The 20,741-nt window shown below is 69.1% G+C and carries 17 protein-coding genes and 3 pseudogenes; 8 read left to right on the forward strand and 12 right to left on the reverse strand.

The annotated features are described in order from the left end of the window. From V7Q31_RS12975 to V7Q31_RS12985, 3 genes and pseudogenes are all read right to left on the reverse strand, one after another. A pseudogene (locus V7Q31_RS12975) lies at positions 1-270 on the reverse strand (phosphotriesterase-related protein); the annotation flags it as partial. A 236-nt stretch (positions 271-506) separates the two neighbouring features. Continuing rightward, complete coding sequence (locus V7Q31_RS12980; RefSeq protein ID WP_333834289.1) at positions 507-1,409, reverse strand: hypothetical protein; 903 nt, start codon at positions 1,407-1,409, stop codon at positions 507-509. Positions 1,410-1,940: 531 nt separating this feature from the next. Next, complete coding sequence (locus tag V7Q31_RS12985; RefSeq protein ID WP_333834290.1) at positions 1,941-3,401, reverse strand: ferredoxin reductase family protein; 1,461 nt, start codon at positions 3,399-3,401, stop codon at positions 1,941-1,943. Between the two features lie 97 nt (positions 3,402-3,498). Between V7Q31_RS12985 and V7Q31_RS12990 the strand changes: the two genes are divergently transcribed. Next, entirely contained in the window at positions 3,499-4,617 is a 1,119-nt protein-coding gene (locus V7Q31_RS12990) for a polyheme membrane-associated cytochrome C (protein ID WP_333834291.1), read from the forward strand. Positions 4,618-5,058: 441 nt separating this feature from the next. On the opposite strand, the gene V7Q31_RS19210 is transcribed toward V7Q31_RS12990, so the two are convergent. Beyond that, positions 5,059-5,361 (reverse strand): DUF2459 domain-containing protein, encoded by a 303-nt coding sequence (locus V7Q31_RS19210; protein ID WP_442976535.1) that lies wholly within the window; start codon positions 5,359-5,361, stop codon positions 5,059-5,061. A gap of 128 nt (positions 5,362-5,489) precedes the next feature. Then, entirely contained in the window at positions 5,490-7,502 is a 2,013-nt protein-coding gene (locus V7Q31_RS12995) for a Tn3 family transposase (RefSeq protein WP_442976537.1), read from the reverse strand. 82 nt (positions 7,503-7,584) lie between these two features. Between V7Q31_RS12995 and V7Q31_RS13000 the strand changes: the two are divergent. Then, positions 7,585-8,277, forward strand: a pseudogene (locus V7Q31_RS13000) (IS630 family transposase); the annotation flags it as partial. A 35-nt stretch (positions 8,278-8,312) separates the two neighbouring features. Here the strand turns inward: V7Q31_RS13000 and V7Q31_RS13005 are convergent. From V7Q31_RS13005 to V7Q31_RS13035, 7 genes are read right to left on the reverse strand one after another with little or no spacing between them, the layout of a single operon-like run. Beyond that, positions 8,313-9,290 carry an ABC transporter ATP-binding protein gene (locus V7Q31_RS13005; RefSeq protein ID WP_333834293.1) on the reverse strand — a complete coding sequence of 326 codons (978 nt, stop codon included), beginning with the start codon at positions 9,288-9,290 and terminating at the stop codon, positions 8,313-8,315. Beyond that, positions 9,287-10,285: an ABC transporter ATP-binding protein gene (locus tag V7Q31_RS13010; protein WP_333834294.1), complete on the reverse strand. Its 999-nt coding sequence runs from the start codon at positions 10,283-10,285 to the stop codon at positions 9,287-9,289. Before V7Q31_RS13010 ends, V7Q31_RS13005 begins: the two co-directional genes overlap by 4 nt. Next, positions 10,282-11,121 carry an ABC transporter permease gene (locus V7Q31_RS13015; protein ID WP_333834295.1) on the reverse strand — a complete coding sequence of 280 codons (840 nt, stop codon included), beginning with the start codon at positions 11,119-11,121 and terminating at the stop codon, positions 10,282-10,284. Before V7Q31_RS13015 ends, V7Q31_RS13010 begins: the two co-directional genes overlap by 4 nt. A 3-nt stretch (positions 11,122-11,124) precedes the next feature. Beyond that, the gene (locus V7Q31_RS13020) at positions 11,125-12,135 is read right to left on the reverse strand and encodes an ABC transporter permease (RefSeq protein ID WP_333834296.1); all 1,011 of its coding nucleotides are present in this window, start codon (positions 12,133-12,135) and stop codon (positions 11,125-11,127) included. Between the two features lie 57 nt (positions 12,136-12,192). Next, positions 12,193-13,764, reverse strand: coding sequence for an ABC transporter substrate-binding protein (locus V7Q31_RS13025; RefSeq protein WP_333834297.1), 1,572 nt, complete (start codon positions 13,762-13,764; stop codon positions 12,193-12,195). Then, positions 13,761-14,561, reverse strand: a complete 801-nt coding sequence (locus V7Q31_RS13030) for an aspartate/glutamate racemase family protein (protein WP_333834298.1) — start codon at positions 14,559-14,561, stop codon at positions 13,761-13,763. Before V7Q31_RS13030 ends, V7Q31_RS13025 begins: the two co-directional genes overlap by 4 nt. Before the next feature lie 2 nt (positions 14,562-14,563). Further along, positions 14,564-16,366 (reverse strand): M28 family peptidase, encoded by a 1,803-nt coding sequence (locus V7Q31_RS13035; RefSeq protein ID WP_333834299.1) that lies wholly within the window; start codon positions 16,364-16,366, stop codon positions 14,564-14,566. Between the two features lie 141 nt (positions 16,367-16,507). Between V7Q31_RS13035 and V7Q31_RS13040 the strand changes: the two genes are divergently transcribed. The 6 genes and pseudogenes from V7Q31_RS13040 to V7Q31_RS13065 form a co-directional block, all read left to right on the forward strand. Continuing rightward, complete coding sequence (locus V7Q31_RS13040) at positions 16,508-17,674, forward strand: M20 family metallopeptidase (protein WP_333834300.1); 1,167 nt, start codon at positions 16,508-16,510, stop codon at positions 17,672-17,674. After that, on the forward strand, positions 17,674-18,660 hold the full coding sequence (locus V7Q31_RS13045) for an NADPH:quinone reductase (protein WP_333834301.1): 987 nt from the start codon (positions 17,674-17,676) through the stop codon (positions 18,658-18,660). Before V7Q31_RS13040 ends, V7Q31_RS13045 begins: the two co-directional genes overlap by 1 nt. Continuing rightward, positions 18,657-19,388: a GntR family transcriptional regulator gene (locus V7Q31_RS13050; RefSeq protein ID WP_333834302.1), complete on the forward strand. Its 732-nt coding sequence runs from the start codon at positions 18,657-18,659 to the stop codon at positions 19,386-19,388. The genes V7Q31_RS13045 and V7Q31_RS13050 overlap by 4 nt, the downstream gene beginning before the upstream one ends. Positions 19,389-19,531: 143 nt before the next feature. Next, positions 19,532-19,993, forward strand: coding sequence for a type II toxin-antitoxin system Phd/YefM family antitoxin (locus tag V7Q31_RS13055; RefSeq protein ID WP_333834303.1), 462 nt, complete (start codon positions 19,532-19,534; stop codon positions 19,991-19,993). Further along, the gene (locus V7Q31_RS13060) at positions 19,990-20,379 is read left to right on the forward strand and encodes a type II toxin-antitoxin system VapC family toxin (RefSeq protein WP_333834304.1); all 390 of its coding nucleotides are present in this window, start codon (positions 19,990-19,992) and stop codon (positions 20,377-20,379) included. The genes V7Q31_RS13055 and V7Q31_RS13060 overlap by 4 nt, the downstream gene beginning before the upstream one ends. A 200-nt stretch (positions 20,380-20,579) precedes the next feature. Beyond that, a pseudogene (locus V7Q31_RS13065) lies at positions 20,580-20,687 on the forward strand (transposase); the annotation flags it as partial. Positions 20,688-20,741: the final 54 nt, after the last annotated feature.

Here is a 20,741-nt window from a genome sequence, read left to right on the forward strand (position 1 = left end):
GCGCTGCGCGCAGGCGATCTGGTAGTCGGGGTCGTCGAAGCTCGGGTTCATGTGGCACAGGACGAGGTGGCGCGGGTCCGCCACTTCCTCGCCCGCCACGTCGATCACCCGCAAGCCGTGGCGGAACCATCCGGGCAGATGGACCATCAGCGCCAGCCCGGTCCGCGCGGCGGCGCGGGCGGCGCCGCGGAGCGACTTCTCCTCGGCCGCGGTGAACGCGCCCGAGACGCCGATCTCGCCGATCAGCCCGATGGGGGGTCGCCGGAGCATGATTGACGCATTCCGTCCTGGGGGACATAGCTCTGGGTGTGCTGATTTTGTCAGCGCATTCTCTAAAGGGAGAGGCCTACCTCTCCCTTTCACCGACACCGCTTCACCGGCACCGCTGAGAAGAGGTTTTGCAGAGCGCAACTTGCGGTGATCAGGTTCCGCAGACTCCGGTTTGTCCCAGACGGGCGTGCCCGCATAGAGCCACGGCCGGTAGAGCACGCGATGAAGCGACGGCATCACCAGGACGCCGTTCTTGTCGTAGCGTTTTCCTGGATGCCCATGCGCATCGCGGGCGTGCGCCGGATCGGGCGGCGCGACCGGCGCTTTGTGATCGGCGCCACGATGTCCGACCCGGGAATGCGCAGCATGGTCGTGCCGGCGTCGACATCCTCGGTGTCGGCCTTGCCGCTCCGCCCGCCGACACAGGGCCGCGCCTCGAACCAGTTGTAGTAGACGCGGAAGATGTTGAGGACGGCGATCAGCACGCGCGGGTTGTAGGCCGCGCCGTTGATGTAGCTCGGCCCCGAGCGCGCCGACCCCCCGCCCGCGCGCTGCGCATAGCTCAGCCGCTCGCGCAGGGCGTTGAAGAACGTCGAGACGGGCTGCAGCGTCGCCGTCCAGACGTGCCAGGCCACCCGCTCCCGGGTCTCTGGGTCCGTGATCGCCTGGTCGAAGCGCAGGGCCTTGAGCGCCTGGCGCCGCTCGCGGCGCAGCAGAGGGAAGCCCACGACCTTGTTCGTCTCGCCGGCCGTCTGGAGCGGCGAGGCGATCCAGATCGCCGGCATGAAGGCCTGGCGGTAGCTGTCGCTGGGATACGGGCGCGCGGCGCCACCGCGGACGACGCCGATGGCGTTGGTCATCCCTGCGGCGACAAAGGCCCGCAGCCGCGCGCTGTTGGTCATCGCAGCCTCGACGATGGGATCGGCCGCGCGCAGGTCGTCGACGAAGGTGTTCAGGGCGCTCTTGAACGCCGCCACCCGGGCCTGCACGGTGGGTTTGGTCGCGTTCTTGTCGAAGGTCATCGCCAGCCAGGTGAAGCGGTCGGCCTCGATCTCCTCGCGGAAGATGTGGGGCAGCAGGCGGGGCAGCAGCGCCTCCTGCTCTGTGATGAGGCGGATCCGCCCGGGCGGCGACAGCACCGAAGAGACGCAGCCTGTCGGGATCCAGAGCGACGACGAAGTTGCCGCAGTCGGGATCAGGGCAGACGTTGAGCTTCAGGCCGACGACCGGCGGCGGATAGACCTGTCCCAGCGACAGGTTGGGCACGCCCTTCATGTTCGGAACTCCGCTCGTTGGCCTGGTCAAGCCGCCTCGAACGAGGGGAGCGGGGTGCGTCGCAGCGTTCACCAACAAGCGGAACCGACGCGCGTCAAAAATGCCACAGGGTGTTGCCCGTAGGAATTCCTACGGCGCGTCTCTCCCATTTACCCTGTGCAAGGTAGACATTTCACCAACGAAATCATGATCCTGCTGAAATCGCCGCCGGCAGTCCGGGGTGCCATGCCCCCCAGGACGGAATGCTTCAGAGCATGATGGGGGGCCTTTCCGAAGTTGGGGGTCGCCCCGCTCTGACGTTCCCCGAAACCCGACTGGGACCAACCGAAAGCAACCGGCTCCGGGCGCTCGGCGCGCCAACAAGATCAGTGGACCCCCAACGTCGGAAAGGTCCCTCAGCCGATTGCGAAAAGCGCCGCCGCGACCGCCAGCCCGCCGCCGATGGCGGCGAAGACCAGACTGCGGCGGCGGTCCAGCCGGGAGGCTGCGCCGCCGCCATAGTCGAAGCGTTCGTAGACGACCCTGTCCATCGGCATTCCCAGCTCGAGCAACATGTCGGACACGGCCGTCACCATGCCGCCGGGCCCGCACATCAGCGCCACCGTGCGCGCCGGATCGTAGCCTTGCAGGAGCCGGCGCAAGCGGTCTGCGTCGAGCCTGCCGACCTCGCCCCGCCAGCCTTCCCCCCCGACCTCGCTGACCAGCATGACCTCCAGGTCGAGCGCGGCCTTCGCGGCCTCCATTTCGCCGAGGCAGGCGAAATTGTCGGGATCGCCCGCGGCATAGGCCAGCCGGACGGGTCGCTTGTCGCCGCGCGCGACCATGTCGCGCAAAATCCCCATGACCGGCGCAACGCCGACGCCGCCGGCGATCAGCAGGACCGCATCGCCCGGATGCTCCTCCAGCGCGAACTCGCCGTAGGGGCCGTCGATGCCGATGGGGGCGCCTGGCTTCAGCGCGCCGATCTGATCCGTGAAATCGCCGGCTTCCTTTATGATCATGCTCAGCCCCGGCCGGCGCGGCGAATCGGCGATGGAGAACGGGTGGTCGAAGAGCGGGAAGCGGCGCTTGCCTTCGGTCATCCAGACAAATTGACCGGCGTGGTAGGGCAGATCGGGCGTCCCCGGCGCGGGCTGGATGTCCAGTTCCCACATCCGGTCCGCCAGCTTTTCGACCGATCTCAGCCGCCAGGGCCGGGCGTGCAGCCGCCACCAGCGCCAGCCGTAGAGCGTCGCCATCACCGCCGTCAGCGCCGCCGCCATCGCCCACCAGAAAAACAGCGCCGGCCCCAGCGCGCTGAACCTTCCTGCGACCAGCGCGTGGTGCAGGCCCCCGGCCACTGCGGCGATCGCCAGGACCACATGGCTTGCCCGCCAGACCTCGTATTTCATCGGCAATCGCTCGCGCAGCATCGAGGTGAGCACGAGGAGCGCCAGCGCCGCCAGCGCTGCCACGCCGCTGCGGTAATGCGGCGAACTCAGATAGGCGAACAGCCGCGTCGCGCCGCGCCCGGGATCGTCCATCCACGTCGGCACGACATAGAGCAGCGGATGCAGGACCAGCGCCGCCAGCACCCAGATCGCGGCGACCTTGTGAAAGGCCATGATCTTGTCGATCCCGAGCCGCCCCGAGACCGCGCCGAACCTTCCCGAGGTCACGAACTGCACCGCCATCGCCGCCAGCCCCAGAAGTCCCAGCGCGGCGCCCGCCCTCTCCCACGGATCGAGCGGCGCGACGGCCCGCGTGACGGCGAGGGCAAGCGGCATGACGCAGAAGGCGAGGTAGATGGCGGCCAGCGCCCACCCGGGCAGGCGGGGCGTCGCGGGGGCGGTCCGGGCGCGGTCAATCGACGTCATCGGCTCGTTCGCATGGTAAGGTGCGCGCCAAAGTGACGGTAGTGCGCCCCGGCGCCATGATCCGGATCAAGGGCGCCGGCGCAGCGATCGGTTAGCATTGTGGCATTGTCGCCCGCCGGCAGAGGAAGGAGCCAGCATGTCCCTTTCCCGAATTCGCGGCCCATTCGCCCTGGTCCTGGCGCTGGGCCTCGCCCCTGCTTCAGCGCTGGCCGAGGAGTTGACCGAACTGGTCGAGAAGTGGCTTGCCTCGCCGCACGGAGACTACGGCTCGCTTTCCTTCAACTACTGGAACAAGGAGGGCGGGGTGCCGGTCGCCTGCGCGCATTGCCACTCCCAGCCGTCCTTCGTAGCGTGGCTAGGCGCGGACGGCAGCGAGGCGGGCGTGGTCGAGCATCCGGGCGCGATCAACGCGCCGATCGGCTGCGCCTCGTGCCACACCGCGGCGGCGCACGCGCTGGATGCGGTGCGCTTTCCCTCGGGCGTCAGGGTCGACGGTCTGGGCTGGAACGCAACCTGCACGGTCTGCCATCAGGGACGCCAGTCCGGCGATCACGTGACGCGAGCGATCGAGGGCATCGGCAGCGACGACGTATCGACGGACCTGTCTTTCCTCAACATCCATTACGGCGTCGCCGCGGCGGTCATGCACGGCTCGGAGGTGCGCGGCGGCTTCCAGTATCCGGGGCGCGCCTATGTCGGGCGGTTCCGGCATGTGGCGGGCGCCGATACCTGTGTCGCCTGCCATGACGCGCATACCACGCAGGTCGAGACCGACGGCTGCCTTGGCTGCCATCGAGGCGTCGAGGACATTCGAGACATCCGCACGCGACATGCCGATTTCGACGGCGACGGCGACATCTCGGCCGGCGTCCATGCCGAGATCATCGGCCTGCAGGATCGCCTTTACGACGCGATCCGCACTTACGCGGCCGATGTCGCCGGCGTGCCCATCGTCTACTTTCCGGGCCGCTTTCCCTACTATTTCAACGACCCGGACGGCGATGGCGCGATCACCCCGGAGGAGGCGATCTTTCCCAACCGTTACCGGAACTGGACGCCGAGACTGCTGCAGGCCGCCTACAACTATCAGGTCGCGAAGAAGGATGCAGGCGGCTATGTCCACAACCCGCCCTATCTGCTCCAACTCCTCCACGACAGTCTGGAAAGCCTGTCCGAGCGCGTCGAGATCGATACGCGGCGGCTTCGGCGGCCGTGAGGCTGGGCCTGGCGACTTCCCGCGGGCGGGCCCTGGCGGGTTCGCCAGCGCCGGTTGCGACATCACGGAGGAGGATCGGCCCCCATACCGTCAAGAACCTCGGGGTGGTGGCTGTATGGCGGCGACGGGACCGGGTGGTCCGAAGGCGGTCCTGCGATGCGGTGGCGCGTTTTGGTGTGGATAGGCGCGATGCCGCGACCCCTCTCGCCCAGGAAAGTTCAGTCTCTTTTGTAGCGGATCGGCGTTGGCCCCACGCCGATGCCCAGATCATCGGTATCGCGTCTGTGCTAGTCGGCCGAAGCCGGTCGCGCTTTCGATGCGGTTGAACAAAACTGGCGAAAACCCATCTGCTGGCTTATGACATCGCATGGTCGTCGGTGACGGGCTGAGGCAACCGCCAGTGGTTGAGCCGGATGCTGCAGAGGGACACGCGACCGCGCGCTAAGGGGGGCGGGCTGCGCCGGCGGCCGGGAGTGCGTAGCGGCTCGCACGCGTGCGCCGCATGAGCGTGTCCGCAGTGACCACGCCCGCCGGGTCGATGTCCGCCCCGGCCGAGGCGAGGACGCGTGCGGTCCAGGTGTTGCATGTGTTCCGAAGGCGGAATTCGCCGTGCGCAAGATAGAAGCGGTCGACCGCGCCGCGCCCGGGCAGGATCGCGGCGTCCCCGGCGGCGCGGTCGAAGCTGTCCGATACCGCCTGGACGAGCCGTCGGAGCGCATCGTCGGACAGCCCTAGCGTGACCACCTCGGGGTTGCCGGGGCATGCTTTAGTGACGTAGCGCCTGCTAAGTTTATGAAAACATTGGCGTCGCAAGTTGGCTGATTTCGGCTAGGGATATGAATATACTGTATTTTTCGTCCCTTTGACTGCCCTCAAAAGCTCGCCGATGCCGCCGGGCTTTCCCGCGCCGCGTTGAGCGCACGCATTGCATCGAAGGTGAAGCGGCCCCGGAGATTGATGTGGGCGAAGCCGATCGGCGCGATGCGCGCCAGGTGGACGGGGTCCGCCACTACCTCGCGCCGCCGGAGCGCGTCATCCATGCGCCACGCGTTCCAGCACATCACGATGTTGGCGAGCAGCGTCAGCGCGCCGGAGATCGCCGCGAGTTGCTCTGGCGTCCGGCCGCGCTTAGGCGCGAGTGTTCCGCCGTGGATGGCACGCTGCAGCGTGTGCACCGCTTCGCCCCGGCTCAGCAAGCTGTGGATTTCAGCCCGGAAAGCTGCTTCGGCGAGGTAGTCGCACAGAAACAGCGTTCGCAGCAGTTTGCCGAACGCCTCGCCCGCCGCGTGGACGGGATCGCCGGCGGCCGCGGCGCCGTTGCGGTCCAGCGCCCACACCGCCGAACACCAGCCGCCCTTGGTCGAGGCGGCCAGCCGGAGCAGGCCATCCCATCCGAGGCTTATCCTGCGACGCGACAGGGTCCGGGAGACATGAGGCTCCAGTGCGTCCGGAACCGGCGTGTCACGGAACACGTGCAGCTTCATCTTCGACACGCCGGCCAGCCGGGGGCAGATGTCGAAGACGACGAGCCGCGCCAACGCCATAGAGAAGTGGGTGACGCCGTGGGTGTCTACGGCGAGCCGCTCGATGGACGCATGCTCCTGGCGCAGGACGCCCTCGATGGCCGCGCCGGCCTGACGGCGACCCAGCACGATCGGCTGATCATGGATCAGTCCCCAGCGGTCGAGAACATGGGTGTAGACGCCGACGCCGTAGCGACATCGCCGCGGGTCGATCCGGGCTGACCACAGCGAGCGCGTCGCATCGAGGCTCATCATGTCGGCCGAGGCGCAGTCGCCGGGACCCCAGTGGCGTGTGACCGGCAGGCGTCCCAGCACTGAAACCACCCGGTCGTTGGCGGCGCGCAGACGTCCGTCCTCCTCAAAGCGGCGCATCATCATCGCCGCGCTCTCGGCGCTGACGTCGTCCACCATGCGGCCGACATCGGCCGCCTCGAAGTCCGACCCGAGGGCGAGGATCGCCGCGTAGGCCGCCACCAACTCGCCGGGCGGCCGAGCAACGCCGCGGAAAAGCCGGTCCAGGCGTCGACGTCGACGATCACGTCGGGAAGCTGCGCCTCGCCCACGGCGCTGGAGCGCCGTCCGCGCCATCGCGACCGGGGGCTGCTCGGGATCGGCGACCTGCTTCGGCACACGGAACCGGCCCTTGTCGAGCTTGATCGCACCATCGGCGATGGCTTCGGCCAGGGCGGCCAGCCCAGCTTCGACGCCAGCTTCGATGGGCGCCAGCGCTGCGGTCGCGGCGGATCCGACACCCAGGTTCCGCGCGAACCGTTCCCTGTCGCGCTCCCAAAGCGCTGAAGGGATCAGGTGGTCCTCGGGCGAGCGGAAGCGGTCGCCATGGGGCAGCGACGCTGCGCCGTTGGTCAGCGAGCGCTTGATCAGAAGCGCGGTCGCAGCCCGCCATGCTCCGAGCGCCAGCGCCCGATCCTGATGGGCGATCAGGCCATCCCAGGCCGGTCCGAACGGGTTCTGCTGTCCAGTCGGCAGGACCGCGCTCGCGCCGCGGCGCGCCGCGCTCCGCAGCGCCGAAAGGGCGATCTTGAGCGGATGGTCATCGGGAACCGCCATCGCCAGCGGATCGAGCGCCGCAATGGCCTCCGCGATCCGGACGCCGTCCCGGGCCATCTCCAAACGTGCAGCCGCCGTCCTTGAGACCGGCGCCCCGCCCTGCAGCAACGGCGCGCCGAGCGCTGCGACACGCTGACGGAACGCGGCGTCGTTGATCTCGCGATCCTCGGCCAGCGTCATCACCTCGAACGCAAAGCGCCGCAGGCTCGGCGCCGCACGCGCCTCCGACGCGAGAGCGCGCCCATGCGCCGGACGATTGAAATCGGTCAACCGCGCATTGAACACCTCCGCCATCGTGTCGGTAGCCCGCGCCAGATAACGCCTCAGAAAGCACGCGATCTCCACCGTGCGCCGCGGCTCGGGGCTGGCGCGGAGCCGGTTCGGCCGGCGAAGCTCGATCCCGCGCGCATGGGCCCGCACGAAGCTCAACGGAGCGCGGTCCCGATCGATGCGGTCGGCGCCGAAGCGCCGACAGGACTGGTTCGATGGGCAGATCGACCTCGATCCCGAACGGCTGGTCTTCATCGATGGTGAGGAGGATCAGAAAACGATCCAGTGGATCGTTTTCCCGACGAACGGGGCGAAGACCAACATGGCCCGCACCCATGGCCGCTGTGCTCGCGGCGAACGCCTGCGCATGGGCCTCCCCCACGGCCACTGGAAGACCACCACCTTCGTCGGCGCCCTGACCATGCGCGGCATGATCGCGCCCTTCGTGCTGAGCGGCGCCATCAACCGCGACGCCTTCGAGGCCTATGTCGAGAAGGTGCTCGTCCCCGAGCTGCGCCCCGGCGACATCGTGGTCATGGACAACCTGTCCAGCCACAAGGGGCCGCGCGCCCGCGCCTTGATCGAGGCCGCTGGCGCGCGCCTGCTGTTCCTGCCGCCCTGCAGCCCCGACTTCAACCCCATCGAGAACGCCTTCGCCAAGCTCAAGGCCATGCTCCGCAAGGCCGCCGAGCGCACTATCGACGCCCTCTGGGCCGCCATCGGCCGCATCGCAGACACCTTCACCCCAACCGAGTGCGCCAACGACTTCAGCGCATGCGGATACGATCCAGACAGCTAGGATTCCGCTCTAAACACCTACGCCAGTAAGGCCCTTTATTTCGTCGACGCGTTGATGACTGGGCACGCAGCCCACCTCCCGCCCGGCAGCGGGATCAACTCGGGCCGCGAAACGGCGCAGTTTGGAATTGCGTGGGTACATCGCAGCCGGAACGCACAGCCTTTGGGAACATGAGCGGCGCTCGGCGGGTCGCCTTCCAGGAAGCTCTCGTCGCCGGCGCGCCGCGTGAGGCTGGGGGCTGAGGCGAACAGCGCTTGGGTATAGGGATGCCGGGGATCGGCGAACAGCGAGCCTACGGGCGCCTCCTCCGCCACGCGGCCGAGATACATCACGATGGAGCGGTCGCAGACGCGGCGCACCACGGCGAGGTCGTGGCTGATGAAGAGATAGGACAGCCGATAGCGCGCGCGCAGCTCGTTCAGGAGCGCCAGTACGCTCGCCTGCACCGACAGATCGAGCCCCGAGGTCGGCTCGTCGAGGATGACCACGCTCGGGCGCAGCGACAGGATCCGGGCGAGGCCGATCCTGCGCTGTTGGCCCCCCGACAGCTCGTGCGGATAGCGCCGGCCGGCGTCGGCGTTCAGCCCAACCGCTTCCAGCAGTTCGTCGATGCGCCGGGCGCGCTCTGCGTGGTCGCGCACGCCATGGATCAGCAGCGTCTCATGCAGCGTGTCGCCTACTCTCCACCATGGATCGAGCGCCGCCCCGGGGTCCTGGTGGACGTATTGGATCATTCGCCGCCGGGCGCGCGCCTGTCGCGGCGGCAGGCCGGACACCACCTCGCCCGCGAGGCGGATCGTCCCCTGCGTCTCGCGCAGCAGCCCGAACAGGGTCTTGGCGAGGGTGGTCTTGCCGCAGCCCGATTCCCCGACGACCCCGAGAGACTCGCCCTCGGCGAGCGCCAGATCCACCCCGTCCACCGCGCGAACCGGCGGCTTGGTCCTGGCGAGGAAGCGCCGTCGCCCGCCGAACACCGTCTCCAGCCCTTGCGCGCACAGCAGCGGAACGCTCACGACGCCTCCGCGTGCACGCATGCGACAAGGCGGCCGGGGGCGACCGTGCGCAACGGAGGGCGCTCGTTGCGGCAGGCCTCGACTGCGAGGACGCAGCGGGGGTTGAAGCGGCAGCCCGGCGGTGGCGCAAGGGCCGAGGAGACAAGGCCCGGGATACCGACAAGCGGCCGCTCGCCGTCCGGATGGCACGCCAGCAGCGCCGCCGCGTAGGGATGGCGCGGGTCCGCGATCACAGCGTCGGCCGGGCCGGTCTCGACGGTCTGGCCGCCATACATGACTGCGACCCGGTCGCATAGCTGTGCAACGGCGCCGAAGTCGTGGCTGACAAACACCAGCCCTACGTCGAAGTCGCGCGCAAGGCGACGCAGCAGCGAGAGGATCTGCATCTGCGTCGTCACATCCAGTGCGGTGGTCGGTTCATCCGCGAGGATGAGCTGTGGCCGTGCCGCAAGCGCGCCCGCGATCAGGATGCGTTGACGCTGCCCGCCGGAGAATTGGTGTGGATAGCGGTCAAGGGCACCCTCCGGGTCGGGCAGTTGCACGGCGCGCAGCGCCTCGATCAACGCCGCGCGCGCACGCTCGCGCTCTCGCGATGTCCAGATCGTACGAGGCGGCTCGCCGGGCAACCCGGTCCATCGCAGGATCTCCAGCATCTGGCGGCCGACCGTGAAGACCGGGTTGAAGCTCTGGAACGGATCCTGCGGAACGAAGCCGACTGCACGGCCGCGGATGCGGCGGGCGAAGTCCTCCGGCCTGAGCTGTAGCAGGTCTTCGCCGTCGAAGCGGATGACGCCGGTCTCGACCTCGGCGCCGCGCGGCAGCAGGCCCAGGACGGCCTTGAGCAATGTCGACTTGCCGCAGCCTGACTCGCCGACAACCCCCACCGCCTCGCCCCGCGCGACTGTGAGATTCACGAAGTCGAGAATGCGCGCCTCCCCCTCGTCTCCGCGGACCGAGACCCGCAGGTCGCGGATTTCCAGTAGCGGCGCGCTCATCGCGACCGCCGCAGCCGCGGGTCGACAAGATCGCGCAGGCCGTCGCCGAGCAGATTGAAGCCGAGCACAAGCACGAGGATCGCGAGGCCGGGGAAGGCGGTCATCCACCAGTGATCGGGCATGAAGCGCCGCCCCTCGGCGATGGCGAGGCCCCAGTCCGGGGAGGGAGGCGCTGCGCCAACGCCAAGAAAGCCCAGCACCGCCGTCGTCAGAATGATAAAACCCATTCCGATGGTGGCACGCACGATCACGGGGGCGGCGACGTTGGGAAGGACATGCAGCGCGAGAATGCGCCAGCGCGCTGCGCCGAGGCCTTCCAGCGCCTCGATGAAAAGCATGGTCCGCACACGGCGCGTTTCTCCGTAGACGGTGCGGGTGAAGAACGGCCAGTAGGTCACGGCGAGCGCCGCCATAGCCGCGTCCATGCCGCGGCCGATGATCTGAGCCAGCGCGATGGCCAGGATCAACTGCGGCACCGCGAGAAAGATGTCGGTGATGCGCATGATCCCCTCCGACGCCCAGCCGTCGGTGTAGCCGGCGTAGAGGCCAAGCGGGATGCCGACCGCCATCGCCGCCGCCACGACCGTCAGCGCAACCGTCAACGCGCCGCCGGTGCCCATCACCACGCGGGTGAAGATGTCGCGACCGAGGTTGTCGGTGCCGAACGGCTTGTCCCAATTCGGCGGCGTCAGCCGGGCGCGGAGATCCGGCCGGGTGGCGTCGGCGGCGTCCACCAGCAGCGGATCGCCGAAAAGCGCGATCAGCACCGCCGCGCCGATGATGAACAGGCCGACCACGGCCGGCAGGTCGCGCAGAAACTTCCGGAGCACCAGCACGCGCTACATCCGTTCCGCGACGCGGGGGTCGATGAGACCATGGGCGACGTCTACGACGATGTTTACGACTCCATAAACGAGACCTATCGCCAGCGTGACGGCGAGGATCGCGGGATAGTCGGCCGTGTAGATCGCGTTGACGAGGTAGGAGCCGAGCCCCGGCCAGTCGAAGACCGCCTCCACGGCGACGGCGTTGGAGACGAAAGCGCCGAATAGCAGGCCCATCTGCGTGACCGGCGTCACGAGCGCGTTCTTCAGGGCGTAGGGGAACAGCACGCGCCGTCGCGGATACCCGACGGCTGTCTCGTAGGCGGCATACTCGCTCCCCATCGCCTCGATCACCGAGGATCGCGTGAAGCGGGCGACTGTCGCCAGCCCGCCGAAGGCGATGGTGATCGCCGGAAGCACCATGTGGACAAGCGCCGCGCGGAACGTCTCGAACCGTCCCGACGCCAATGCGTCGAGAGTGTAGAATCCGGTCAGGAACGGCGGCGCCGCCACAGCCGAGGGCAGCCGTCCACGTAGAGGCAGGAGCCCGAGGTCCAGGGCGAAGACGAGTTGCAGCATGATCGCCAGCCAGAACGACGCCGTAGCGAGACCCAGCACGGTGACGACTCGGACCGCATGGTCAAAGGGCGAGTTGCGCCAGGCCCCGGCGAGAGCGCCGAGCGCAACCCCGCCGACGCCAGCGATCAGGAGAGCCGTGAACGTCAACTCGAGCGTCGCGGGCAACCTTTGCGCGATGTCCAGGCTGACGGGCCGCCCGGAATAGGCCGAGACGCCGAAGTCGCCGCGGACGACGCCGCCGACATAAGCGACGAACTGGATCGGCAACGGACGGTCTAGGCCGAGTTGCTCGCGGATCGCTGCGATCTGATCCGGCGTCGCCGCATCGCCGGCGATCGCCGCTGCGGGATCGCCGGGGGCCAGCCGCAGCATCGCGAAAGTCAGCAGCAACAGCCCCAGCAGGAGGGGGACGATCAGCAAGGTACGCCGCAGGATGAACAGCGCCATGGCGGCAGGGGCTCCGAGGGAGGGCGCGGCCAGGCGCGCGAGGCGCCCGGCCTGCGGTCACTTGCTGATCGAGATCCAGCGGATCTCGCCGCCGGAGCCTACCGGCGAGAACTTGTAGCCTTCGATCCGCTCGCTCAGGCCGCGCAGCTGGACGGTGTTGTAGATCCAGATGTCGGCGGCGTCCTCGACGACGAGGCGCGACGCCTCCTCGTAGTAGCCGGCCCGGGTGGCCTGCTCGGGCTCCGCGCGCGCGGACCGCAGCAACTCGTCGACGCGGTCGTTGGCGTACCAGGACGACGCCTTCCAGGTTCCTGCGAAGGTCGTGTCGTACATCTGGCCGATCCAGTTCTCCGGATCGACGAAGTAGGTGGAGACCCAGTGGATCCACATGTCCGGCGTGGTCTCGGCCGAGCCGGTGGAGCTCGTGAGCTGCGCCCATGTCGAGGGCACGATCTCGAGGTTCACGCCGATGGCGCCGAGGCCCGCCTGCAGCACCTCGGCCGCCTGCGTGGTCTGCTCGAGCGCCGACTGGATGTGGATCTCGACGCCGCGATCGACCGGCGCGCCTTCGGAGCGCGCCGCGTCGCAATATCGCGCCGCCTCCTCAAGGTCGTAGTCGTAGCCTGCGAGATCGTCCGGCGCGCCCCACAGATTCTGCGGGTTCGGTCCCGCGTTGCGCACCGGAAAGCCCCCGAGGATCACGTCGATGAAGCCCTCGTAGTCGAAGGCGTGGCTGACGCACTTGCGGAAGTTCACATTGTCAAACGGCGGCTTGGCGTTGTTCATGCGTATGACCATCACCCGCATGGACTCGTCCTGAGCCACGCGCACGCCTTCGGCGCGTGCGATGCGCTCGATCTGGTCGGTCGGCAGATAGCTGTCGGTCGCGTCGATCTCGCCGTTGATGAGCGCCAGCACGCGGGTGGACGTTTCCGCCACCGGATACGCCCGGACGATCTCGATCGGGTTGGGGTTGTCGTTCCAGCCGTAGAAATGGTCGCGGAATATCGCGAGGTCGACGCGCTCCTGCGGCACATAGGTCGCCGGGTCAAGGACATAGGCGCCTGAGCCCGCCGAGTTCGACGACAGCCACGCCCGGCCCCAGTCGCCGTCGGCGGCGTTGGCCTCCACGACGTCCTTGTTGAGGATCGCGACCAGCGGCACGGCGGAGAGGAATGGCGCATAGGGCTGCTTGAGGGTGAAGCGCACGGTCATGTCGTCGACCGCCTCGACGCCCTCGGGGTCGAGCACAGGCAGGAACGCGCCGGCGGGCCCGGTGCGCAGGTTCAGGAGGCGCTGGAAGGAGTAGACGACGTCCTCCGCCGTCAGCGCCGATCCGTCGTGGAACTGCACGTCGTCCTTCAGGCTGAACGTCCAGGTCTGTCCGTCCGCGCTGACCTCGTAGCCCGACGCGAGCCAAGGCTCAAGCTCCGGCGGATTGCCGATGTAACGGAAGAGGGTGTCGTAGACGTTGAGCATGTAGAACTGCATCGGCACGTCGTAGACGACATGCGGGTCGAGGCCCGCGGGCAGCGTGTCGCCCCAGACGATCTCGTTGGCTTCGACCGTCGCGGCGATCGGCTGCGCGGCCAGTGCGGCCGCGACCACGGCCCCCTTCAGAATCTTCATCGGCTAGCCTCCAGCTGTCGGACATTATCGGCCTCGCCGGGATCGAGCCTGACGAGGGGGCGGTCGGGCGTCTCCGGCCAGCGTCGCCGGCTGTGCGTCAGACCGAGCGAGGCGAGCGTCTCCGCCATGCGGAGCGCCGCGAGAACGGGATTGACGACCGGGACGGCCACGCGCGCTGTGATGCGCGGCGTCGGATCGAGGAAAGCCATGCTCATGCAGCCGAAGATCAGGGCCTCGGCGCCATCCTGCTCGACGCAGGCCGAAGCGACGGCGGCGATGCGATCGAGCGCGGCGTCGAGGCCGCCCTGGCTGGCCGCGCGCGCCATCTCCGGCACCGTCAGACCGACGCCGCGGACCGAGGCCAGCCGGTCGGCGAGCCCCATTGCGCGAAGCGTCGCGCGCGTGCGGGCCGCGCCGCCCTCGCCGGGCGAGAGCACGGAGAAGCGGTCGGCGCATTGCAAAGCCAGCGCGATCGACGACGCGCCCGGCCCGACGACCGGGATCGAGACGGCCTCCCGCGCCGCATCGAGGGCCGGGTCGGAGAAGCAGCCGACGATGACGGCGTCGAACCCCTCCGCCTCCGCCGCGCGCAGGCCGCGCACGATCACGGGGCCGGCGACCAGCGCGTCCCAGTCGCCCTGGATGCCGTCGCGCACGCCGTCCGCGTCGCGAACCACGACCTCGACGCCCGGCGCCGCGTGGGCCGCGAGGAAATCCCGCCGACGCCGCGGCTCGTGCGGCCCGACTGTCGCCGACAGCGGCGCAACCAGTTGGTAGAGGATGCGCCGCGCAGCCATGCTCACCCTTTCCCGAGCAGCGCGAGAGCGTCGTCGATCACCCGCGTCGCGTCGCCGACGCCGTCGGCCACCCGGTTGCGCCGCCGCCGCATCTCGGTCGCCAGCATCCATCGCTCTGGGCCGTCTTCGGCCTTGGCCAGCGCGGGCAGGTCGTAGAGGCACGGCAGCATCGTGCCCTGGGGCGTGTAGCCGTAGGGATCCTGTCCGTACGGGCCCTTCTCCTGGCTTTGCAGGGGCACGAGGATGCGGCTGAGCCGCTTCATCGCCCCGTTGAGCAGCCGCGCGACGTCCTCGTCGCCCGCGCCGCGGGCGAAGCGGCCCGCCCAGTCTTCGGCCGCCGCATCGAGCCGTCCGGCCGCCGCGGCGAAGCCCTCGGCGCGCGCCAGAACGCCGTCGAGGCCGACCGCCGCGCCGGCCGGGGCGAGTTCGGCGAGGCGCGTCGTGATCTGCTCGGCCACCGGCGCGAACCGGAAGGGCAGCACGGGGGCCGTGCACAACTCCCAAAGCCAAGCCGCGTAGACCTTCAGGTGCAGCGCCATCAGCGCCCAGTCGAGCTTGTCGAGCCGGTTCTCCAGCGAGTGGTGCCACCAGCCGAGCGTCGCGAGCGCCGTGTCCTTCAGCTCCTGCTCCGTGAAGGTCATCTCGCCGTGAAACAGCGGGATGCCGATACCGTAGAAGGAGGAGTCGCCCGTCTTGCTCGCGCGTTTCCAGATCGTCGGCATCGCGCCGACGACGGCCTTCTCCACCCGGCTGTGGAACGCCTTCAGCTCGGCGTTGGAGGAGGTGGCCCAGCGGCTCGTTCCCAGGCAGGCGGGCTGGTCGATCTGCAGGTAGGCGACCGCGTTGGCGCGCAGCCGGTCCCAGTAGGTGTCGGCAAACCATGTAGAGCCCGACATGGTGCCGGTCTCGTGCGCGGTCCAGAAGCCCAGCACGACGCCGCGGCGCAGTTCGCCCCGACGCGCGGCGAAGGCGCGGGCCAGTTCGATCATGCAGGCGTTGCCGGCGGCGTTGTCGGTCGCGGCCTCGCCCGGCCAGCTGTCCTGGTGGCCGCCGAGCAGCACGAAGTCCTCGGGCTCCGGGCTGTCCTGCGGCGCAGCGATCTCGCCGACGGTGATCTGGATCGGCCGCCACGGGTTCTCCACATGGGTCCGCAGCCAGACCTCGGCGCCGCCCTTCAGCGCCAGCTCCTTCAGCTCGAGGCCCGCGACCCGTGCGATGCCGATGCAGGGGATCTGCGGCATCTCGTTGGCGAAGGTGTCCGGCGTCGGCACGCCCCACGCGGGCTTCACCGAACCGAAAGGGACCGCCTCGTTCTCCGGGTGCCCCCAGTTCATCATGACGGCGCCGATTGCGCCCTTCATGGCCGCGATGCGCTGCTTCTCGTGGCGCGCGGGGGCGTAGGACAGCTCGGTCAGGATGATCTTCCCGCGAACGTCCTTGCCCTCGTAGTCCGGGAAAGCGCCAGAGCCGACATAGACCAGTTCGCCCCGCACCCCCTCCGGCCCGGTCAGCGTGCTGTGCCCGAGGGTGTTGGCGACGATCTCCGTCCGGCGCGGGGTCTCCAGCCGGAAGTCCGCGTGTTCTGGAAAGCTCACGATCGCCGGCAGCTCGTGCAGGCGGGCGTCCGCGACGTCGGCCTGGACCAGCGCGTCGCGCGCGTACTCGGCCATCCGCCGGCCGTTCTCGGAGCCCGCGGCGCGATGCGGAATTTCGCGCACGATCCGCTCGACATGGGCGCGGACACGGTCGGCGGAGACATCTCCCACCACACCCGTCGATGCCCGCTCACTCAGATCGCCCGGCATGCTCTCTCTTCCGTTTGTATGACAGTATGCTAAAAAACATGACGCAGCGGGCGCGGGATCACAACCCCAAAGATCGCCAGACAAGCGATGGGGCGTTCACATGCGGAGTTCCGCCTGCACAATAGACAGAGGATAAGGCCGATGACGAAAAGCCATGCGGCGCTGGACTGGCTGGCCGGGCAGGGCGGCGCGATGGAGACGTTGCTCGCCGAGGTGGTCGACATCGACAGCGGCTCGCGCGATTCCGCCGGCGTGGACACGGTGCGGGAGCGCTTCGAGCGCTTTTTCGCGGAGCACGACATCGCCGCCGATCTTGCCCCGACCGATGGCGGCGCCTGCCTCGCGGCGCGGACGGGGCCAGCGTCGAACGGGGGCCACGTCCTGCTGCTTGGCCACATGGACACCGTGTTTCCCGCCGGCGAGGCCGCGCGTCGACCGTTCACGGTGGAGCGGCGGGACGGCCGCCGCATCGGCCGCGGGCCCGGCTGCGCCGACATGAAGGCGGGCCTCGTGATGAACGCCTTCATCCTGGCCGCCTTCCGCGCCGCCGGCGGCGCGCCGCTTCCGCTGGTAGCGCTCTACACCCGAGACGAGGAGATCGGCTCGCCCAGCGGGCGCGCCGTGATCGAGACGATGGCGGACGGCGCCCGGGCCTGCTTCAACGCCGAGCCGGGGCGCAAGAGCGGCAACGTGGTCAAGGCGCGGCGCGGCGGGACGTTCTACCGCGCGACGGTCACCGGCCGCGCGGCGCACGCCGGCGGCGCCCCGCAGGACGGCCGCAGCGCGATCGAGGAGATGGCGCGCAAGATCCTCGCGTGGCACGCCCTCAGCAGTGAGAATCCCGACATAACCGTCAGCGTCGGCATCGTTTCGGGCGGGCTGGCGGTCAATATGGTGGCGCCGTCGTGCGAGGCGCAGATCGACCTGCGCTTCGGCGACGTGGCCACGGGCGAGCGGCTGGACGCCGAGATCCGTGCCATCGCCGAGGCCTGCGCCCGCGACGGCCTGAGCGGCGCGGTCGAGCGCATGGGCGGCTTCCTGCCGGTCGCCGACGAGCCGCGGACGCAGACGCTGGTGAACCGCTATCTCTCGGCGTCCCGCGACCTCGGCCACGACACGCGGGCGGAGGCGACGCGCTCCTGCGCAGATTCAGGCTTTACAGCCAGCCTCGGCGTACCCACGGTCTGCGGCGCCGGCCCGGTCGGTGGCGACGCCCACAGCCCGGAGGAATACGTGGACCTCGACAGCTTCGTGCCGCGCGCTCAGGCGGTCGCGCTTACGATCCTGCGGCTGGCGGAGCGCGGCTGATGCGCGTCGTGCGCTACCATCACCACGGCCCGGCCCGCGACGTGCTGCGCCTCCTCGACGCGCCCGAGCCTGAGCCGGGGCCGGGAGAAGTGCGCGTCGCCGTACGCGCCTCCGGCGTGAACCCCCACGACGTCAAGAAGCGCTCGGGATGGCTGGGCGGAGAACTCCCCCCGGCCGGCGTGACCCCCCACAGCGACGGCGCCGGCGTGATCGACGCAGTCGGGCCGGGCGTGGCGGAGGCGCGCATCGGCCAGCGCGTCTACGTGCTGCGCGCGCCGGTCCATCGCGGGACGGCGGCGGAGAAGGTTGTGATCGGCGCCGATTGGGCGCTGCCGCTGCCTGAGGATTTCAGCTTCGCCGAAGGCGCCTCGCTCGGCGTTCCCGCCTTCACCGCGTGGCTCGCCGCGCTGGCCGACGGCCCGGTGACAGGGCGGACAGTACTTGTGCAGGGCGGCGGCGGCTGCGTCGGGCGCGTCTGCGTCGAACTCGCGGCGTGGAGCGGCGCGCGCGTGATCGCGACCGCAGGCTCCGAAGCCGGGCGAGCCGCCGCCGCGGCGCGGGGCGCCGACCTTGTGCTGGACCGCAACCGCGACGACGTGGCGGCGGCGGTGCTGGACGCGACGGGCGGTCGCGGGGCAGACCGGATAATCGAAGTGGACTTCGCGGCGAACCAGGCGACGGATGTCGCGGCCCTGGCCGATCACGGGGTCGTCGCGTCGTATTCCTCCACCTCGGACAAGCGCCCCGTGCTCGACTACTACGGCTTTGCTCTGAAGGGCGCGAGCGTGCGTTTCATCCAGGGGGCGAAGTTGACGCCCGCCCAGCGCGACGCGGCGGCGCTGGTCGTCGGCGCTCTTGCCGCGCGCGGCCGCCTGCGCCCGGACGTGCCGGCGCGCTTTCCCCTCGCGGAAATCGCGGCGGCCCACGAGGCTGTCGAGGCGGGCGCCTCCGGCAACGTCGTCGTGCTGATCGGGGATGACGCATGACCGCCGGCTTCTCCGGGCTCGACGGCGACCGTGCGGGGCCGGCGGGATCGCTGTCCGGGGCGCTCAAGCCGCCGGCGACGCCACCGCTGATGCGCGAACAGGCGTTCGAGACGGTGAAGGACGCGATCATCTCCGGCCGCATCCCACCAGGCGCGCGCCTGATCGAGCGGGAGATGTGCGCCGCGCTCGGCGTCAGCCGAACCATCGTCCGCGAGGTCGTGCGGCGGCTGGAAGCGGAGCGTCTCGTCCAGGTCGCGGCCCATCGCGGCCCCCGCGTGGCGGTGCTCAGCGCGAAGACGGCCCGCGAGATCTACGATCTGCGCTCCGAACTGGAATCGCTGCTCGTGCGCGACTTCGTCGTGAGGGCGGACGACGCCGCGGTGCGCGCCATGCGCGACCTGCACCGTGAGATCGCCGACGGGGCCGCGCGCGACGACGTCGAGGCCCTGGTCGTCATCATGCGCCGCTTCTACCGAGTGCTGACCGCCGGCGCCGGCAACGGCACCGTCGCCGACATCCTTGAGACGCTTCATGCGCGGATCAGTCGCCTGCGCGTGCTCTCGATGTCGGAGCCGGGCCGCGCGCTGCGCAGCGTCGGAGAGATCGGAGCGATCGTCGCCGCCATTGAGCGTCGCGACGCGGCGGCCGCCGAGGCCGCCACTCGCGCCTATGTCGGCGCTGCACGGGAATCCGCGCTCCGACGGATCACTGGAGCGCCGGCGAGCTAAAAGGCGGAGACGGGGGCGCTTGACGAGGACACCTCTTCTGGCAATTGGCGGACACCATGCGTCGATAGACATAGCGGCTCTGCTTCGAGAATCGATTCATCCGTTTTTCCCTTCCCAAGGTGGGCTCATTGTGGATAGGCGCGATGGCGGAACCCATCTCGGCAAAGAAATACCAAACGCTCGTAACGCTAATCGGCGTCGACCCCACGGCGATCGACAGCTCCCGGTTCCGGCCAGTCGCGGGACGGAGGGCCGGGGGCGGTAGGCTACCGTTCGCGAGGAGCTTTTCGACGCTGTTGCGCCGGGCGCAGGAAGTGACTACATTTCATCGCTGTGGTCACAGTCGTATGAGGCCCGCCTTGCTAGAGCGGTACACCCTTCGGGATGCGAAGGCGCGTCTCTCAGAGATCCTTGATCGCGCCGCTCAAGGCGGTGAGGTCGAGATCGTTCGCCACGGATCAAAGCCAGGTCGTTTCCGAATTCTTGCGGTCGAAGCCAAGGACGCTGTGCGCAGGCCCGGTTCTCTCAAGGGTCGGATCACCATCGGCGAGGACTTCGACGACGAGGACGTCTCGCTCACCGCAGCGTTCGAGGGCCGTGCTTGACCGACGCGCTTATCGACACTCAGGCCTTGCTTTGGTGGCTGACAGATGACCAGCGGTTGGGCGTGGCGGCCCGGCACATCATGGCGACACGCCCATTATCGGTCAGCGTCGGCTCTCTCTGGGAAATCGCGATCAAGGCTCAGATCGGAAAGCTCGACGCAGACGTGACAGAGGTGGCGCGGGCCGTCGACGCGCAAGGCATGAAGCGACTGATGATCAGCGACACCCATCTTGCAGCCTATCAGGCGCTGCCACGACGTTCGGATCACGGCGACCCGTTCGATCGGCTACTTGTCAGCCAAGCGCAAGTCGAAGGCATTCCGATCTTGACCTCCGACTCCAAGCTGGCGCCCTACGGCGTCTCGACAATCGACGCCCTGCAATAACTCCCGTTTCCGGCCGGTCGCGGATTCGATGGCTGGAGTCGATAGGTTGCCATTCGCGGTGTGTGCTGAGACTGCCGGCGCAGGCTCCCGTCTGCGGTCATCAGGCGGCCCAGTCGCGGGGACTTTAGGGTCAGGACCCATTAATTGGCTTGCCACGGTCTCGCCGGTTTGATTCAAGCTCCCGGTGTGACGGGGGCGAGATGAGCAACCTTTTCTGGCTGACGGAAGCGCAGATGACGCGTCTGCGGCCGTACTTTCCGAAGAGCCATGGCAGACCGCGCGTCGACGACCGGCGCGTGCTCAGCGGCAGATCGTGTCCCACGGCGTGGTGTAGCTGACGGTGGCCAGCGTGATCTCCGGCG

It is taken from the genome of Rubrimonas sp. (assembly GCF_036788415.1).
Taxonomy (GTDB): Bacteria; Pseudomonadota; Alphaproteobacteria; order Rhodobacterales; family Rhodobacteraceae; genus Rubrimonas.

Bases quoted from the DNA above. Each gene is read 5' to 3' on its own strand.
- V7Q31_RS13035 (WP_333834299.1), bottom strand. From the start codon at position 16,366: ATGCCGGGCGATCTGAGTGAGCGGGCATCGACGGGTGTGGTGGGAGAT.
- V7Q31_RS12995 (WP_442976537.1), bottom strand. From the start codon at position 7,502: ATGGCGGAGGTGTTCAATGCGCGGTTGACCGATTTCAATCGTCCGGCG.
- V7Q31_RS13030 (WP_333834298.1), bottom strand. From the start codon at position 14,561: ATGGCTGCGCGGCGCATCCTCTACCAACTGGTTGCGCCGCTGTCGGCG.
- V7Q31_RS13025 (WP_333834297.1), bottom strand. From the start codon at position 13,764: ATGAAGATTCTGAAGGGGGCCGTGGTCGCGGCCGCACTGGCCGCGCAG.
- V7Q31_RS13055 (WP_333834303.1), top strand. From the start codon at position 19,532: ATGGCGGAACCCATCTCGGCAAAGAAATACCAAACGCTCGTAACGCTA.
- V7Q31_RS13050 (WP_333834302.1), top strand. From the start codon at position 18,657: ATGACCGCCGGCTTCTCCGGGCTCGACGGCGACCGTGCGGGGCCGGCG.
- V7Q31_RS13045 (WP_333834301.1), top strand. From the start codon at position 17,674: ATGCGCGTCGTGCGCTACCATCACCACGGCCCGGCCCGCGACGTGCTG.
- V7Q31_RS12985 (WP_333834290.1), bottom strand. From the start codon at position 3,401: ATGACGTCGATTGACCGCGCCCGGACCGCCCCCGCGACGCCCCGCCTG.
- V7Q31_RS13010 (WP_333834294.1), bottom strand. From the start codon at position 10,285: ATGAGCGCGCCGCTACTGGAAATCCGCGACCTGCGGGTCTCGGTCCGC.
- V7Q31_RS13040 (WP_333834300.1), top strand. From the start codon at position 16,508: ATGACGAAAAGCCATGCGGCGCTGGACTGGCTGGCCGGGCAGGGCGGC.
- V7Q31_RS13020 (WP_333834296.1), bottom strand. From the start codon at position 12,135: ATGGCGCTGTTCATCCTGCGGCGTACCTTGCTGATCGTCCCCCTCCTG.